The following is a 16,305-nucleotide window of genomic DNA, read 5'->3' as shown; positions in this document are numbered from 1 at the left end:
AAACGCAAGAGGATAAGGAGTTTCGCCATGATGTATCTTGATAATAGTGCAACCACAAAACCGTACCCTGAGGTTTTACAAGTATATCAGCAAGTGAGTGAACGTTATTTTGGAAATCCATCTTCGCTTCATCAGCTCGGAATTGATGCAAGCCGGCTGTTAAATGAAACGAGAAAACAAATGCTTCACTACACGGGCTTGAAACAATATGAGATTATTTTTACTTCTGGTGCAACAGAAGCGAATAACATTGCCATTAAAGGGGCAGCACTTGCCAAAATGAACCGGGGCAAGCATATTGTGACCACAGCAATTGAGCATCCTTCTGTTATTGAATCGTTTGAACAGCTGAAGGCGTTATTTGGCTTTGACATCTCCTATATTCAAGTAAATGAGCATGGCCATGCAGATATGACTCATTTAAAAGAAGTGCTTCGCCCTGATACAGTGCTTGTCAGCATGATGCACGTCAATAACGAAACCGGTGCCATCCAGCCGATTGAAGAGGCTGCTGGCATCATTCGTGAGCATGCCGAAAACGCACTTTTTCATGTCGACGGGGTGCAGGGAATGTGCAAGGTAGCACTCAATAAACAGCTGGATGTAGACCTTTTGACGATGTCAGGCCATAAAATTCATGGTTTAAAAGGCACTGGAGCACTCTTTTTAAAGAAAGATGTCACTCTCGCCCCTTTCATTACTGGGGGAGAGCAGGAATTAGGACTTCGTTCAGGTACTGAAAACCCTGCTGGAGCTGTCAGCTTAGCAAAAGCCATGAAACAATCATTTGAACAGCTTGACAAGTATCATAATGAGATGCTGAACTTAAAAACGCAGCTGCAAAAACAGCTTGGAGAGGTAGAAGGTATTGTGATGAATACACCGAGGGCGCAAAGTGCGCCGCACATTGTGAATTTTTCAGTGCCGGGTATTCAAATTGAGGTCCTCCTCCATATGCTTGAAAAAGAAGGCATATATGTTTCTACAACCTCTGCCTGCTCAGCAAAGAAAAAAGAGCCAAGCCGTGTCCTGCTGGCAATGGGAAAACCAGAGGAAGTAGCCAAAAGCAGTATGAGAATCAGCTTGACGTATGGACAAGGACCAGAGCTAACGCCGCAAATCATCACATCGATCGCACAAAGTGTGAAAAAATTAAAAGGAATGAGATAACAGCATGAAATATGATCATATTTTAGTCCGTTTTGGTGAGATCTCAACAAAAGGGAAGAATAGAAAGAAATTTATTGAAAAACTAAGACAGCACATTCGATTCGTCCTAAAGGATTTTGAAGCATTAAAGGTTGCATCTGATAGAGACCGCATCACGATTATGCTGAACGGAGAAGACCCTGAACCAATTTCAGAACAGCTCAAAAGTGTATTTGGCATTCAGAGCTTTAGTCTTGCGGTTAAATGTGAGACGAATCTAGATGCGATTAAAGAAGCGGCACTAACAGCGGTACAGGAAGTGTATGAACAAGGAAATACATTTAAAGTCTCAACGAAACGCTCTTATAAACAATTTGAACTTGATTCAAATGAAATGAACCGTGAAATTGGCGGACATGTTCTAAGGAATACGGAAAACTTAACGGTCAATGTGAAACAGCCGGATGTGCATTTACGCATAGAAATCAGAGAGAACGCAACGTACATTACATTTAAAGATGTTAAAGGTGCAGGCGGCCTGCCGGTCGGTTCTAGCGGAAGAGCGATGCTCATGCTTTCCGGCGGCTTTGACAGCCCGGTTGCCGGCTATCAAGCAATGAAACGCGGAATTGAAATTGAAGCTGTGCATTTCTTTAGTCCGCCGTATACAAGTGAACGTGCCAAACAAAAGGTCATTGATCTTGCAGAATGCTTGGCAGCATATGGAGGCGAAGTGAAGCTTCACATCGTACCTTTTACAAAAATTCAAGAGCTGATTCACAAACAAGTACCTGAAAACTATACGATGACATCAACAAGAAGAATGATGCTGAAAATAGCTGACAAAATAAGAGAAAAGTGCGATGCCCTTGCGATTATTACCGGAGAAAGCCTTGGTCAAGTGGCAAGTCAGACACTTGAAAGCATGTATGCCATTAACCATGTGACCAATACACCAATTATCCGCCCGCTCATTGCTGTCGATAAAAATGACATTATTGATGAAGCGAGAAGAATTGGCACATACGATACAAGCATTCAGCCTTTCGAGGATTGCTGTACGATCTTTACGCCGCCGTCCCCTAAAACAAAACCAAAGCTTGAGAAGGTAGAACGCTACGAAAGCTTTGCTGATTTCGAGCCGATGCTGGACGAGGCAGTAGAGCAAATTGAAACAATTATTGTGACAAATGAAAAGAAAGCAGCAGACGAATTCGCTGATTTATTCTAAAACGATAATTTCATAATAATTACCATAAAATCAATCGCATGAAGTCATGTGTTTCTACACATTCTATATTCACAAGGAGGTGAGAACACATGGCTCAACAAAACAGACAAAGCAGTTCTAACCAATTACTAGTACCAGGCGCTGCACAAGCTATCGACCAAATGAAGTACGAAATCGCTTCTGAATTTGGTGTAAACCTTGGTGCAGAAACTACATCTCGCGCTAACGGATCAGTTGGTGGAGAAATCACTAAGCGTCTTGTATCTTACGCTCAACAACATATGGGTGGCGGATCTTTCTAAGACACACAATTTAAAAGCTATGGCTTATGAGCGGGATCCTTCCCGCTCTTTTCTTTTTGTACATATAAATAGTTAGAATATTTTTAAAAAAGAAGACGGATGAAAAAAATTATGGCATAATACTAGGAGTAGGTCCTAATTCAAGCATTTTTCAGTTATGAGTGTTAAAATAGGTAAATTGAAACATGTTTCGTTTCATAAGAAAGAGGCTAAAAGGAGCTGTACCATGAAAAGAGAAGACTTAATTGCACCAGAACAATATAACTTAGTCAGCGAGATTGAAGCGTTCAGTCATGACAAGGAGAAAATGGCCCTGCACTGGCAGGACGGCAATGGCCACGAAGCGCATGTGACGTATGCAGCATTAGTGGAAGAGGCAAATAAAATTGGACATGTTTTATTAAAAGCAGGCTTCAAAAAAGGCGATAAAATCATTGTGATGGTGCCGCGCATGCTCGAGGCATACAGCATTTATTTAGCGATTTTGAAAACAGGAATGGTCGTGATTCCTTGTTCAGAAATGCTGCGTGCAAAAGATATAGATTATCGAATTGAACATGCAGAAGCAAAGGGAGCGATCGTTTACTCTTCATTCATTCAATCGTTCGACGGAACCAAACAGCCAAACGATTTTAAAACATTCTCAATCGGTGAAAACGATCATGGCTGGAGAAACATTCTAGCGCAAAAAGAAGAGCAATCAAACGAACTTGAATTGGGAGATACAAAGCGCACAGACATGGCGTTTTTATCCTACACATCAGGTACAACAGGGAACCCAAAAGGGGTTGTTCATACACACGGATGGGCGTATGCACATTTACGCACAGCTGCAAAAGCATGGCTCTCCATTAGTGAAGGAGATAAAGTATGGGCAACAGCAGGACCAGGCTGGCAAAAATGGGTGTGGAGCCCCCTCTTATCTGTGTTAGGAAGTGGAGCAGAAGGCTTTGTGTATGGAGGGAAATTCAATCCAAATACATACTTAGAGCTGCTTCAAAAAAATGAAATCAATGTCCTATGCTGTACACCGACAGAATATCGCTTTATGGCAAAAGTAGATGATTTAAGTCAGTATGAGCTGCCAAAGCTGCATAGTGCTGTTTCTGCGGGAGAGCCGCTGAACCGTGAAGTCATTGATACATTCAAAAAGCATTTCGATATAGAAGTACGAGACGGCTATGGCCAAACTGAAAGCACACTGCTCGTAGGGGTGCTAAAAGGAATGGACATCAAGCCAGGCAGTATGGGAAAACCAACCCCTGGCAACGAAGTAGACATCATTGATGAGGATGGAAACATCTGCGCACCTGGAGAAATTGGTGACATTGCGGTCCATCTTGAAACGCCGGCTTTATTTAAGGAATACTATAAAGACGAAGAGCGTACAAAGGCGCAGCGCCGCGGCAATTACTTTATTACGGGTGACCGCGCGAAAAAAGACGAAGATGGGTACTTCTGGTTTGAAAGCCGCAGAGATGACATCATTGTCAGCTCAGGCTATACAATTGGACCGTTTGAAGTAGAGGATGCGCTGATCAAGCATCCAGCAGTGAAGGAATGTGCAGTTGTGGCAAGCCCGGATGAAATCAGAGGATCAATCGTGAAAGCATACGTCGTCCTTCGTGATGGAACTGTGCAAAGTGATGAATTGATCAAAGAGCTGCAAACACATGTGAAAAACACAACAGCACCATACAAATACCCAAGAGAAATCGAATTCATTGACGAACTGCCAAAAACACCGTCAGCGAAAATTCGCCGTGTAGAGCTGAGAGAAAGAGAGCTTGCACGAAAAGGTCAATCATAAAGAAGTGAGAAGCGTATGGATGGAAGCATCCAGCGCTTTTTTGTATGGAAAATCAAATTCGTTGAAAGTGAGCATAATGTTTTATGTTAAAATGTGTAGGAATTGCTGAAAAAGGAGAATGTTAGTAGATGTCCATTGCGATCATTCATGGAATTGTACTTGCCTTTGGTCTCATTTTACCTTTGGGCGCACAAAATGTATTTGTATTTCAACAAGGAGCGCTGCAGCCTCGATTATATCGAGCATTGCCTGTCGTCATCACGGCTGCTCTTTGTGACACACTTTTAATTGCTTTAGCTGTCATAGGTGTTTCTGTTGTGGTGTTTACCATTCCAGTGCTGCAAATCGGTCTTTATATCATTGGTTTCTGTTTTTTAGTTTATATGGGATGGTCTGTATGGAACACAAGCTCATCAGCAGGGGATCAAGAGAAGCAGAAATTAATGCCTGCAAGAAAACAAATTTTATTTGCTTGTTCAGTTTCTCTTTTAAATCCCCACGCGATTCTCGATACGATTGGTGTCATTGGTACGAATTCGCTGCAATATAGCGGAGCAGAAAATCTGGCGTTTACACTTGCCTGTATCATCGTGTCCTGGTTATGGTTTATTGGGCTCGCCCTTTTAGGGAAGATGTTAGGAAAGTTAGATACAAACGGCAAATGGATGAACCGTATTAATAAGGCTTCAGCGGTCATGATCTGGCTGGTTGCGTTATACATTGCGTATCAATTGATTGTGTAAAGGTACATAGAGAATCAAACAAAGAAGCGTTTGGACGTAATGATCCTGCGCTTTTTTTATGTTGGAAGTGTAGCAGTCTTACAATATATCGGAATCAAACCTATGAAATTCTTTGAGTTTGGGATGATCGAAAGAACTATTTCAGAAACGTCTGCTCTTCATATGTTGAGATAAGTCACTTTTCTTCTAATTTGATCCTGTTATGTTTTAAAATGACATTGAGGCGGGGTCACTCATCCTCGTCATTTGAAAAGGGGGATATGGATGAAGAAAACATTGTTTAAAGATGCAGCTCTTTTAACACTGGATCCATCTTTAGGTTTTCTTGAAAAGGGAGATTTATTAATTGAAGGGAAACATATTTTAGAAGTTGGACCTTCAATTGAAGTAAGTGATGCTGACATTGTTGATGCATCTGATATGGTCATCATGCCAGGTCTTGTAGATACACATCGGCATGTGTGGCAGTCTGTCATCCGGGGCATAGGAACAGATTGGTCTTTGCAGACATATTTGAGCAAAATCTATTATGGCAACTATGGATCGATGAGACGCCCATCCGACGATCGAATCGCCAATTATTTAGGGGCATTAGAGGCTTTAGATGCAGGCGTGACCACATTTCTAGACTGGACGATGATCAATTCAATGGATCATACAGAAGAGCTCATTGAAGGATTAAAAGATGCGGGTATTCGAGCTGTTTTTGCTTTTGGTTCCTCTGGAGATGCTGAATATTGGGATAGAGAGAGTACGCTCACCAATATGGAGGACGCAGCACGTGTGAAAAAAGCGCATTTTCAATCATCAGATCAGCTTTTAACAATGGGACTTGCGATTCGTGGACCAGAGTTTTCTTCATGGGAGACGTCGGTATTTGAAATTGAAACAGCCCGGTCTCTAGATGCTCTATGCAGTATGCACATCGGCTTTGGGAATTGGGGAGCGGAGGATCGATCGATTGAGCGGCTTCATAAAGCAGGGTTACTCGGACCGGATTTGAACATGGTGCATATTAATGCAATTGATGCGGATCAAATGAAGATGCTGGCAGACAGCGGAAGCTCCATATCCATTACCCCTGAAATTGAAATGATGATGGGTCACGGTTATCCTGTCACAGGACTTGCGATTGCACAAGGTGTTCTTCCAACGCTCGGTGTAGACGTAGTGACAGCGACAGGAGGAGATTTGTTTGCCCAAATGAAATTCGGACTTCAAGCAGAGCGCGCGATCCAAAATCAATCGTTGTTAATGGATGGGATCATGCCGGGGCCTGAACTTGGGCTGTCTGCTCATCAAATGCTTGAGGCTGCGACGATCAATGGCGCTCGTGCATTACAGCTCGATCATAAAATTGGGTCGCTTACACCTGGGAAAGAAGCTGATTTCATCCTAATCGACCGGACAAGCATGAATCTTCTGCCGATGACAGATCCGGCTGGCGCGGTTGTCCAAACGGCACACCCTTCAAATGTTGATTCTGTTTATGTGGCTGGAAAAGCCGTGAAACAAAACGGAAAGCTTGTCGGTGTGAATCTAGAAGAGGTCAAACGAAAAGCTTATGCAGCAAGAGACCATATTTTATCACACAAGTTTGAATCAACACCTTCGTAAATAAAATAACCCCATAGGCGATGCCTATGGGGAATTGATTACAAGGATTCTTTAATGACCTTTTTATAATATTGGACAGACAGAAATCCGAAGACAGAATAGAGGGCAGTGTAAATCGACATGACGATGAGCATTGGAGTCCACAATTCTCCGCCGAACAAAAACCAGCCTGATTGTACAGCAAAGTAGCTGTGCAGCAATCCGATGATGAGCGGAATCCCAAAGTTAAACAGCTGTTTAAGCCGGATGCCTTTTAATAGATCCTTCTCAGTAAAACCAAGCTTACGCAAGATCGTGTAGGAGCTTTGTTCCTCTTCACTTTCATTCATTTGTTTAAAGTATAAAATGCAGCCTGATGTGACAAGGAAGCTGAGACCTAAAAATCCGACCACAAACATCATTAGTCCTATTGTTTGTTTTTGCTGCTGAGCTGAAGCTAATTGAGACATGCTTTTGTCACTTAGTTTTAAAGATGTAAACACGCTATTTGCTTGTTCAAGATTTTTATCATCTTTTATATTAACTGCGTTATATTGGCTATTCTCAAGCTGCAGCTTTGGATCTTTCTGCTTGTCGAGCTCCTCAAAAACATTTTGACTCACGACGGCAACAGGCAGACCGCCAAAAGTGAAGTTGTAAGAAATGAGATAATCTTTCTTCATATCCATGACTTTCAAATCAACAGGCTCCTTGATGAGAAGCTTCACATCGCCTGAGCTTTGAATCGGCATGAATTTCTTTAATAGATCACTGTAGCCGCTTAAAATCACTTCGCTTTTCTCCACATGAATATTTGGTGCGTTTTTCTCACTGATCACAGGCAGTGTCAATACGCCTGGATCATTATTCATATTTTTCAACTCTGAATCCATGATTTTTTTCGCATCAAATTTTGCTTGAATCACTTTGACCTGCTTTTGATCATAAGCAATATGTTTGTCAGAAAGTGCACGAGTGAAGGTTGCTGCTTCTTTTTCTGAGCCCATGACGAAATGAGCTGGAATTTGCTGCTCAGCGGTTTTTTCTGCTGAGTAATAGGAAATGTAGCTAAGAGCCAGCAAACCGATGGCAAGTGCAGATACGGTTGTAATAATCGTTAAAAGCAGTGCATTTGATTTTAGCCGGAACATAATGGATGACAAAGATAACACTTCATGAATGGCGAGATAGCCATTTTTTCTTTTACGTACGATATTGGCAATGAAAGAAACAGAGCCTTTGTAAAAAAGAAAGGTACCGATGATGACAGAGGCTAGAATATAAATCATGGCTAAAAGTAACTCAAGCATCGACGTATATGACCCGGTAAAAAGCTTAGAAGAAATATAATAGCCTGAGCTGATCAGGACAATACCGAAAACCCCAATGATGATTTCAAACACAGAGATCTTTTTCACACGCTGTTCTGTCGAAGATGTTGTTCTAAACAAAGATAAAATGGTCTGTCTATTAATAAACCATCTATTTCTTAACATGATTAATCCATAGATGATGAAAAAGACGATAAGTGTCTGTAAAAGGGCCCTGCCTGAAAAGTGCAGGTTGGCGATGGCGCTGACGCCGGTTACTTTAAATAGCACCATCAGCATGAGTTTTGAACCGATAAATCCAGCTATGATGCCAACACCCATGGAGAATACGTATAGAATAAAATTTTCTGCATTAAGCAGTTTGGCAATTTTTTGTTTCGTCATGCCAATGAGCTGAAGGAGGCCTATTTCTCTCCCTCTGCGTTTAATAAAAATGCTGTTCGCATATAACAGGAAGATCCCAACAATGGCAATGAGTAGTACAGAAGCGGCTTTGATCGCCGCACCGCCCTTAATGGAGCCTTTTACATCATCAAGTGCTGGTGAGTACTGCAAGGTGACAAAGGAAAAATAGAGCGCGACACTAAACACGAGAGCAAACACATATAAATAGTAATTCTTCAAATTTTTCTTCAGGTTACGGAAGATGAGCTGATTAATGTTCATGCTTCACACCGCCTAAGACACCTTGCGTTTTCATAATATCCTCGAAAAACATTTTTCTTTCTAAAGCGCCTTTATTCAACTGTGTATAAATCTGTCCATCCTTGATAAAAATGACGCGGCTTGAATAGCTGGCTGCGACAGGATCATGTGTCACCATCACAATGGTCGCTTTTCGTTTACGATTGAAATCTTGCAGCTTGTTGAGCAGGTCAGATGCAGATTTGGAATCAAGTGCCCCTGTAGGTTCATCAGCGAAAATAAGACTTGGTTCATGAATGAAGGCACGCACCGCCGATGTCCGCTGCTTTTGTCCACCAGAGAGTTCATTCGGGTATTTGTCTCTTAGTTCATAAATCCCCATGTCTTCTGCGAGCTGCTGAAAACGTTCAAAAGCTTCTTTTTTTGGTGTTTTGGAGATGGATAAAGGCAAAAGAATATTTTCTTTGACCGTGAGTGTATCAAGTAAATTATAATCTTGAAAAACAAAGCCAAGCTGCTTTTTTCTAAATTCCGCAAGCTGCTGATCCTTCATTTGCGTCATCTCAGCATCTGCAATACGAATGGATCCGCTGGACACATGATCGATAGACGACAATACGTTCAGAAGGGTTGTTTTCCCCGAGCCTGATGGCCCCATAATACTGACAAATTCCCCGGCTTCAATGTTCAAATCAATACCGCTCAGCACCTCTTGTTTGTTGAATTTATTTCCATAGCTTTTATAAATTTTGCGAGCTTCTAAAATGTTCATTTGCTGAACCCCTTTTTCTTTTAATTGATATCTCTAGTATAAAAAGAAGCCTGCTGGACGTCCTTCGATTTGGCGAACAAAATAGACGAGCATGTGACATTGTTGTCACATGCCTGTTTTTTAAACAAATTGTATGTATACCAGTTTCTTATCAGGATGAGTTTTCTTTCCCCATTTATTTTATCTGTTTTTTACTCTTATGTATCAATCTTCTCTGATTTTTCATGTCATGATGTTGTTTGGAAGCTTTACATGGTCATTTTATTCATGTATGATATGCATATTGAATATATGCATAGTAAATCTATGTATTGGAGGTAACTAAGAATGAAAGTGAGTAAAGAGCTTCTAAAGGGAAGTACATCTACCCTTATATTAAGCTTATTAAATGAAAGACCAATGTATGGATATGAAATGATTAAAGAATTGGAGGCGAAGTCGGAAGGGATTTTCAGTTTTAAAGAAGGGACAATCTATCCTATTTTGCACAATTTGGAGGCGAAAGAATTCATTATCTCTTACTGGGGCGAAGGGAGTGGCAACCGGAAAAGAAAGTATTACAAAATCAATGAACAAGGGAAAGCATTGATACAGGAAAAGAAAGAAGAATGGAAAGTATTTAAACATGCAGTTGATGGCGTTTTGAATGGAGAGAAAATCGCATGGGATTAGATAAAAAGTTCGAGAAGTATGTCAAAAGTGTATGTAAACGAATTAAAAATAAAGATGTTCATTCGAGTGTAAAGCTTGAACTGATGGATCATTTATACACACTAAAAGAGGAAGCAATGAATGCTGGGGTGTCTGAAGAAGAGGCGGTAGATCAAGCGTTGAACCAAATTGGTGATGCGGAAATTCTTGGAATGCAGCTTCATGAAACTCATAAAACCCAAATGGATTTTAAAATGATTCTTCTAGTGTTAGCCACTTGTTTTTGCGGGCTGTTTGTGATGTACTTTTTGCAGTTTCATTCAGATTTTACAAATCTTCAAAACATGAACATTTTTTATAAAAGCCTTGCCTTTTATTTAGTGGGTCTAGTGCTTATGTTTGGTTTGTTTTCATTCGATTATCGGCGCTTATTGAAATACTCTTGGCATTTATACATTGGGACACTCGGAATGCTGATTTTTTCGATGATGTTCGGGGCAAGAGTGAACGGTATACTTTTTTTAAGAATAAGTGATGTATCAATAAATTTGACTGAGATTATGCCTTTTCTTCTAGCTATTTCTTTAGCAGGTATCTTTCACAATTGGAGTTGGGAGAATGGGCTCAAAGCTTGGCTTGGAGTAGGGATTATGGCTTTACCGATTATTTTAATCAGTACGATTGGTTTTCTTCCTGCGACCGTTATCTGTCTGGTCATGTGCTTAACCGTGATGTATGTGTCTAGCGCAAGTTTATGGCAAATCATTATGCTGACAGCAGCAGGCATTTTATATCTGATGGTTGAATTATTTTCTCTTTTTCAAGCAGATGGGCACCTTTCCTTTTATAGAGTTCATGAATTCAGCTCAAACGGGCTTCAGATCACCCCTTATGCCATGTCAGAAGTTCACACGGATTGGATGTTTACATATATCATTTATTCATTTGGCTGGTTCGCAGGGCTCATTGCGCTCATGTTGTTTGTCATCTTTATTTACAGAGTATTTCATACAGCAAAACGAGTGAAAATGGCTTATGGCAAAATGGTCATGACAGGTTTAGCCGCTGTGTTTGCAGCAAAATGTCTCTTAAGCATTTTCACAAACTTTGGCTTTCTGCCTTTATCTGGAGTGTCTATGCCTTTCATGAGTTATGGAGGTTCACATATTCTTCTAGAAATGATGGCTGTTGGGCTGATCTTAAGTATTTATAGACGGAGACAGATGGGAGATGTTTTTCGCCAAGAAGCGGGGAGTATTTCCTAAGTAAACCACCGCAATCTCTTCGCGCAAGTTTTGACAGCCGCGAAGAGATTGCGATTGCTACATGCTCGCAATATGAACAAAATCATTCTTTTTCGGAAAGATGAAGGTGAAGGTTGTACCTTCATCTATCGTGGAGTTGACCTCGATCGTGATCTGAAGAGCGTCTGCTCCTTTTTTCGTTAAATAGAGCCCCATTCCTGTTGAGGCGGTGTCATTGTGATGTCTTGTTGAGGTAAAGCCTTTTTCAAAAATACGAGAGATGTCTCTTGGATCAATTCCTCTGCCTTGATCTGTGATCGTCAGCATGACTTTTTCATCTATTTGCTTGCTTTCAATGACAATATCGGAAGAATGGCTGTATTTGACTGCATTTGTGAGTACCTGTCTGATCATAAAGGATAACCATTTTATATCACTTAATACGGTACGTTCCTCCAGCGTCAGCTCAAAGCCGATTCCTTTTTGCATACACCATGATTGGAGAGCCTTGATTTCTTTCGCTATGATGCTTTGCAGGTCCAGCTTTTCAATGAATAAATCATTTTCGATATGACGTACTCTGCTTTGGTGCAGCTGGGCATCAAGTAATAAATGGATTCTGAGCCACTCATACGTCATATTTGATTTCAGCGGCTGATCTGTTAAGCGGTCAATCATTAAACGCATCGCTGTAAGCGGTGTTTTGACCTCATGTATCCAAGAGAGCAATTCATCTTTTTCTTCTTCAAGAGCGATTTTCTGCTCTGCTGCCATCCGCCGGTAGCGTGCAATTTGCTCTGACGTCGCATCATGGATGAGCTGCTCAAATGGGGAAGAGGGGGTTAGCCGCATTTGATGTTCAATGTCATCATCCCATTCTTTGAGCCTCTCATAATAAGCCGTTTCTTTTCGATATCGAAAAAAGAGAAAGACAATCATGAGAAATGTAGACAATAGCACAATATAAAAAAGAGAAGCGATTGGAATGGTCGTATCCAAATAAGCAACAAACAGAATGAGGAGCTGCAAACTAAGAAAGAAAAGAATCCAGCTTCTTCGTTCTTTTAAAAATGCTTGCAGCATCATTGATCATCCTTTTCCTTTGCAAGATAGCCTTGACCCACTTTTGTCTCAATGAAGGCGCCAAGGGAGATCTCGTCTAGTTTTTTTCTGAGGCGGTTGACGTTTACAGTCAGTGTATTGTCACTGACAAACCGTTCATCCTCCCACAATGCTTGAATGAGTGATTCACGGCTGACGATATGATTTTTATGCTGAATCAATTCCTTGAGAATAAATAACTCATTTTTCGTTAATTCAACCTCACCGTGATCATTTGTTACGGTGTTTTTTTCTAGGTCAATCGCAGCGCCGCACCATACCTTTAGGCTGGCCGGTTCTGCATTATAATCATGCACGCGGCGAAGAACAGCACTAATTTTGGCAATGAGTACGTCAAAGTGGAAGGGCTTTTGCACAAAATCATCGGCTCCGAGCTGCATCGACATGACCATATCAGCAGGGTGGTCTCTTGAGGAGAGGAAGATGATCGGAACATTTGAATGATGCCGAATCATCCGGCACCAGTGAAAGCCATCGTATTTTGGCAGCTGTATATCAATAATGACGAGATCAGGCTGGACAGACGTGAATTCCTGCAGCACCTGATGAAAATCTTGAATCCCATAGACATCATAGGACCAGTTGACTAGACGTTCTTTGATTTCTTGGAAGAGGGTTGTATCATCTTCAATCAGTAGAATCTTAAACAAAATCAGCACCACACTTTTTGTATTCGCTTGTTGTCATTGTAGCGGAAAAAAGTCCCTGCCGCTAGAAGCAGACAAGAAAAAAGCAAGGGAAGAGGTCCCTTGCTTCAGCTTATTTACCTAAAAAGTGCTTTTTAAAGAATGATAGTTGGAATTCAAGTGTGAGTGGGTCATTAAAATAGAATTCCTCTGCATTGGCTTCATACACACGATGTTTTTTGACAGCCGGGATGGACTTGTAAATTTCACTGTTTTGATAGGAATTGTCCATTTCGCTGTTTTTACTAATGATCATATAGTCTCCTGCAAATTCAGGGATGACCTCCTGTGAAACCGCGTAGTAGCCGGCTTTTAATGCTTTTTCTTTTACTTTCTCAGGCATTTTCAGTTTCATGGCTTGATAAAGAATTTCTGTTCCGCGGCCCCATGCATCTCCAAAGACGTAAAGATCTTTTGTGCCGCTTTCAAAGACAGAAACGGTTGCATCTTCGCCGATTTTTGCTTTGATTTCTTTTCCAGCTTCAGCTGCGCGTTTTTTGAAATCTTTAACCCAAGCTTTTGCTTCTTTTTCTTTGTTTAATACTTTTCCAATTTCAATGTGCTGCTGAAGGTAATCAACTTTGTTATACGTAAATAAAACGGTTGGTGCGATTTTTTTGAGCTTTTCTACATTTTTAGTATTGCTTAAGCCAATGATGACATCAGGCTTTAGCTTCATGATTTTCTCTACATTTGCATCAGATACTTCTTCAACATTTTTTAATTTCTTTTGGAAACGCGGATTCTTTTTGGACCAAGAGTCAACGCCGACAAGGTTCACACCAAGTGACATGACATTCCCTGTGTAAGAACCGAGCACAACAACACGTTTTGGATGCGCTGGCAGCTTCACAGGCCCATTTTCAGATTGATATGTAATTTTGTCTGATGATGTGGATTGATTTCCTTTATTTGAGGAAGAGCTGCTGCTATTGCCACATGCGCTCAATGCAAGTACAAAGATGAGCATCAGAGGGAACAATATTTTCTTCATGAATGTAGACTCCTTTGAAATCGGCACATAAGCCGGATATTGGTTGTATTAGTGATAATGATAATTATTATCACTTGGATATCATATCATAGAACTGTGGGCTGTTGTCAATGACATTTTGATAGCTGGTGATAAAAAAATAAAGAGGGGATTTTCGATAAAAAAAGATCAAGGCAGCATGTGTCCTGATCTTTTTTTTATTTAAACCAGCCTTTTTCTTTTGATCGTGTAATGGCTTCGATGCGGTTTTTCACTTCCAGCTTATCTAAAATAATGGAAATGTAGTTCCGGACAGTGCCGCTTTTAATGCTGAGTTCTTTTGCAATTTCTTTTGTGTTTTTACCATCTGCGACGAGTTCAAGAACCGATTTCTCTCGCTCCGTTAAAGGGTTTTCGTCACTATATAAGTCTTCCATCAATTCAGGTGCGTACACTTTTTTCCCTTTCATCACACTGCGAATGGCACTTGCCAGCTCCTCGCTTGGGCTGTCTTTCAGCATGTAGCCGCTGACGCCAGCTTTTAGCGCCCTTTGGAAATAACCGGAGCGGGCAAAGGTCGTTAAAATGATGATTTTCACATCTGATCCTTTAAGCTCTTCCGCTGCATCAAGCCCGGTTTTTCCCGGCATTTCAATATCCATTAAGCAAATATCAACAGGGTGTGTTTTGGCAAAATCGATGGCATCTTGGCCGTTCGTACCTTTCCCAACAACCGTCATATCGTCTTCTAAATCGAGAAGTGAACCGAGTGCACCAAGCAGCATTTGCTGATCTTCTGCGATAAAGATGTTGATCATTTCATCCCCTCCTTTTCTTTTGCTGCTGAATCATTTGGAATGCTCATAATGAGCTTTGTCCCGTCTTTTGTTTCAATACGCAGGCGGCCATTTGCAAATTCCAATCTTTCTCTTATGCCTAAAAGGCCGTGACCCTTCGTTTGAGAGGGCGGATAGTCGCCTTTAAATGTTCCGTCGTCCTCAACGGTGATGATGGCTTCCTTTGATTTTTGGTGAATGGTGATTTTACAAACAGTCGCGTCACTATGTTTGACGACATTTGTCACCGCCTCTTTGATGCACATGCTCACAATGTTTTCGTTCAGAAGTGAGATGTGTTTCGGTGCTTCCTTTTCATCATAGATCAACTCAATGCCAGCTGCATCGAGAATTTGCTCGATGTTCGACATTTCCTCTTTGATTCGGATCCCCTTCATGGAGGAAACAATCTTCCGTACTTCATTGAGAGACGTTCTGGCGGTCTGCTGGACGCTTTTGAGTTCGGCACGGGCCTGTTCAGGGTCTTTATACACGAGTTTACGGGCAAGATCACTTTTTAACCCGATCAAAGAAAGCTTTTGTCCAAGGGTGTCATGCAGGTCGCGTGCAATGCGCTGCCTTTCTTCAAGCTTCACAAGATCAGCAATCCGTTCATTGGCATATTCTAATTTCTCCTCAAGCCGTTCACGTTCCTTCCTGCTCCGAATGCTGAGAGGAAGAAGAATGGCACTAATCAGGGTGATCACGACAAAAGGAATTTGTGTGAGAAACCAGCCCTTTTTTAAGATCAAACTAAAGTTCACCGCTATAGCAGCGCTCCCTAGATGAATATAGTATAAGATATAAAAAGGTACTTTTCTTTTAATATGCCCATTGAAATAGGCGATGCAAAAAGCGAAATAAATATAGCTGTAGAGCATCACATAACCAGTTGAAATACAGATCAATAAAAGACCGAAGACATATAAAGACCAGCCTTTTGCGACAAAGGCAAAACGATACACAGCGAAAAAGACGACGTTCAAAATAATGCCGATCACAATACCTAAAGTCGAAGGTGTCTTAAAGATAAAATAGAAGGGCAGGATGAAAAAAATGGCCCATATATAGGGAGAAATTCCATGCAACTTTTGAATTTTAAACTGTTTTTTCATCCGTGTGCCACCTTTTCCGTTTTCGTTCTTTTTCCTTACTTTATCAAATTCAACTTATGGTTGCATCCTGTAAATGACAACAAGCTCCTTCTAGTGTAA

At 41.1% G+C, this 16,305-nt stretch carries 15 protein-coding genes; 8 read left to right on the top strand and 7 right to left on the bottom strand.

Annotated features, from left to right (window positions below):
- Positions 1 to 27 precede the first annotated feature (27 nt).
- From MHB66_RS13620 to MHB66_RS13595, 6 genes are all read left to right on the top strand, one after another.
- Positions 28 to 1,170, top strand: coding sequence for a cysteine desulfurase family protein (locus tag MHB66_RS13620; protein ID WP_041114988.1), 1,143 nt, complete (start codon positions 28 to 30; stop codon positions 1,168 to 1,170).
- A gap of 4 nt (positions 1,171 to 1,174) precedes the next feature.
- Positions 1,175 to 2,380: a tRNA uracil 4-sulfurtransferase ThiI gene (gene thiI / locus MHB66_RS13615; RefSeq protein WP_041114990.1), complete on the top strand. Its 1,206-nt coding sequence runs from the start codon at positions 1,175 to 1,177 to the stop codon at positions 2,378 to 2,380.
- A gap of 89 nt (positions 2,381 to 2,469) precedes the next feature.
- Positions 2,470 to 2,682, top strand: a complete 213-nt coding sequence (locus MHB66_RS13610; protein WP_024424829.1) for an alpha/beta-type small acid-soluble spore protein — start codon at positions 2,470 to 2,472, stop codon at positions 2,680 to 2,682.
- Between the two features lie 226 nt (positions 2,683 to 2,908).
- A complete protein-coding gene (locus tag MHB66_RS13605) occupies positions 2,909 to 4,492 on the top strand; it encodes an acyl--CoA ligase (RefSeq protein WP_041114992.1) in 1,584 nt (527 codons plus the stop codon).
- Between the two features lie 128 nt (positions 4,493 to 4,620).
- Positions 4,621 to 5,235, top strand: a complete 615-nt coding sequence (locus MHB66_RS13600) for a LysE/ArgO family amino acid transporter (RefSeq protein ID WP_041114994.1) — start codon at positions 4,621 to 4,623, stop codon at positions 5,233 to 5,235.
- A gap of 264 nt (positions 5,236 to 5,499) precedes the next feature.
- Positions 5,500 to 6,852, top strand: coding sequence for an amidohydrolase family protein (locus MHB66_RS13595; RefSeq protein WP_041114996.1), 1,353 nt, complete (start codon positions 5,500 to 5,502; stop codon positions 6,850 to 6,852).
- Between the two features lie 38 nt (positions 6,853 to 6,890).
- Here the strand turns inward: MHB66_RS13595 and MHB66_RS13590 are convergent, their stop codons facing one another.
- Together MHB66_RS13590 and MHB66_RS13585 are read right to left on the bottom strand one after the other, a co-directional pair.
- Entirely contained in the window at positions 6,891 to 8,828 is a 1,938-nt protein-coding gene (locus MHB66_RS13590) for an ABC transporter permease (RefSeq protein WP_041114998.1), read from the bottom strand.
- Positions 8,818 to 9,579, bottom strand: coding sequence for an ABC transporter ATP-binding protein (locus MHB66_RS13585; protein WP_041115000.1), 762 nt, complete (start codon positions 9,577 to 9,579; stop codon positions 8,818 to 8,820). The genes MHB66_RS13590 and MHB66_RS13585 overlap by 11 nt, the downstream gene beginning before the upstream one ends.
- Before the next feature lie 327 nt (positions 9,580 to 9,906).
- Between MHB66_RS13585 and MHB66_RS13580 the strand changes: the two genes are divergently transcribed.
- On the top strand, positions 9,907 to 10,251 hold the full coding sequence (locus MHB66_RS13580; protein ID WP_041115002.1) for a PadR family transcriptional regulator: 345 nt from the start codon (positions 9,907 to 9,909) through the stop codon (positions 10,249 to 10,251).
- On the top strand, positions 10,242 to 11,495 hold the full coding sequence (locus MHB66_RS13575; RefSeq protein ID WP_041115004.1) for an FtsW/RodA/SpoVE family cell cycle protein: 1,254 nt from the start codon (positions 10,242 to 10,244) through the stop codon (positions 11,493 to 11,495). Before MHB66_RS13580 ends, MHB66_RS13575 begins: the two co-directional genes overlap by 10 nt.
- A 57-nt stretch (positions 11,496 to 11,552) precedes the next feature.
- Here the strand turns inward: MHB66_RS13575 and MHB66_RS13570 are convergent, their stop codons facing one another.
- The 5 genes from MHB66_RS13570 to MHB66_RS13550 all read right to left on the bottom strand — a co-directional run bounded on the left by MHB66_RS13570 (position 11,553) and on the right by MHB66_RS13550 (position 16,206).
- Complete coding sequence (locus tag MHB66_RS13570; RefSeq protein WP_041115005.1) at positions 11,553 to 12,557, bottom strand: sensor histidine kinase; 1,005 nt, start codon at positions 12,555 to 12,557, stop codon at positions 11,553 to 11,555.
- On the bottom strand, positions 12,557 to 13,246 hold the full coding sequence (locus MHB66_RS13565; RefSeq protein WP_025092270.1) for a response regulator transcription factor: 690 nt from the start codon (positions 13,244 to 13,246) through the stop codon (positions 12,557 to 12,559). The genes MHB66_RS13570 and MHB66_RS13565 overlap by 1 nt, the downstream gene beginning before the upstream one ends.
- A 109-nt stretch (positions 13,247 to 13,355) precedes the next feature.
- Positions 13,356 to 14,276 carry an iron-hydroxamate ABC transporter substrate-binding protein gene (locus MHB66_RS13560; protein WP_034279589.1) on the bottom strand — a complete coding sequence of 307 codons (921 nt, stop codon included), beginning with the start codon at positions 14,274 to 14,276 and terminating at the stop codon, positions 13,356 to 13,358.
- 197 nt (positions 14,277 to 14,473) lie between these two features.
- Positions 14,474 to 15,073 (bottom strand): response regulator transcription factor, encoded by a 600-nt coding sequence (locus tag MHB66_RS13555; protein ID WP_041115006.1) that lies wholly within the window; start codon positions 15,071 to 15,073, stop codon positions 14,474 to 14,476.
- Positions 15,070 to 16,206, bottom strand: a complete 1,137-nt coding sequence (locus MHB66_RS13550) for a sensor histidine kinase (RefSeq protein WP_046312065.1) — start codon at positions 16,204 to 16,206, stop codon at positions 15,070 to 15,072. Before MHB66_RS13550 ends, MHB66_RS13555 begins: the two co-directional genes overlap by 4 nt.
- Positions 16,207 to 16,305 lie beyond the last annotated feature (99 nt).

It is taken from the genome of Bacillus sp. FSL L8-0167 (genome assembly GCF_038630295.1).
Classification (GTDB): Bacteria; Bacillota; Bacilli; order Bacillales; family Bacillaceae; genus Bacillus; species Bacillus safensis.
Note: the sequence above shows the minus strand (reverse complement) of the source record. Positions and strands in the feature narration are given on the sequence as shown.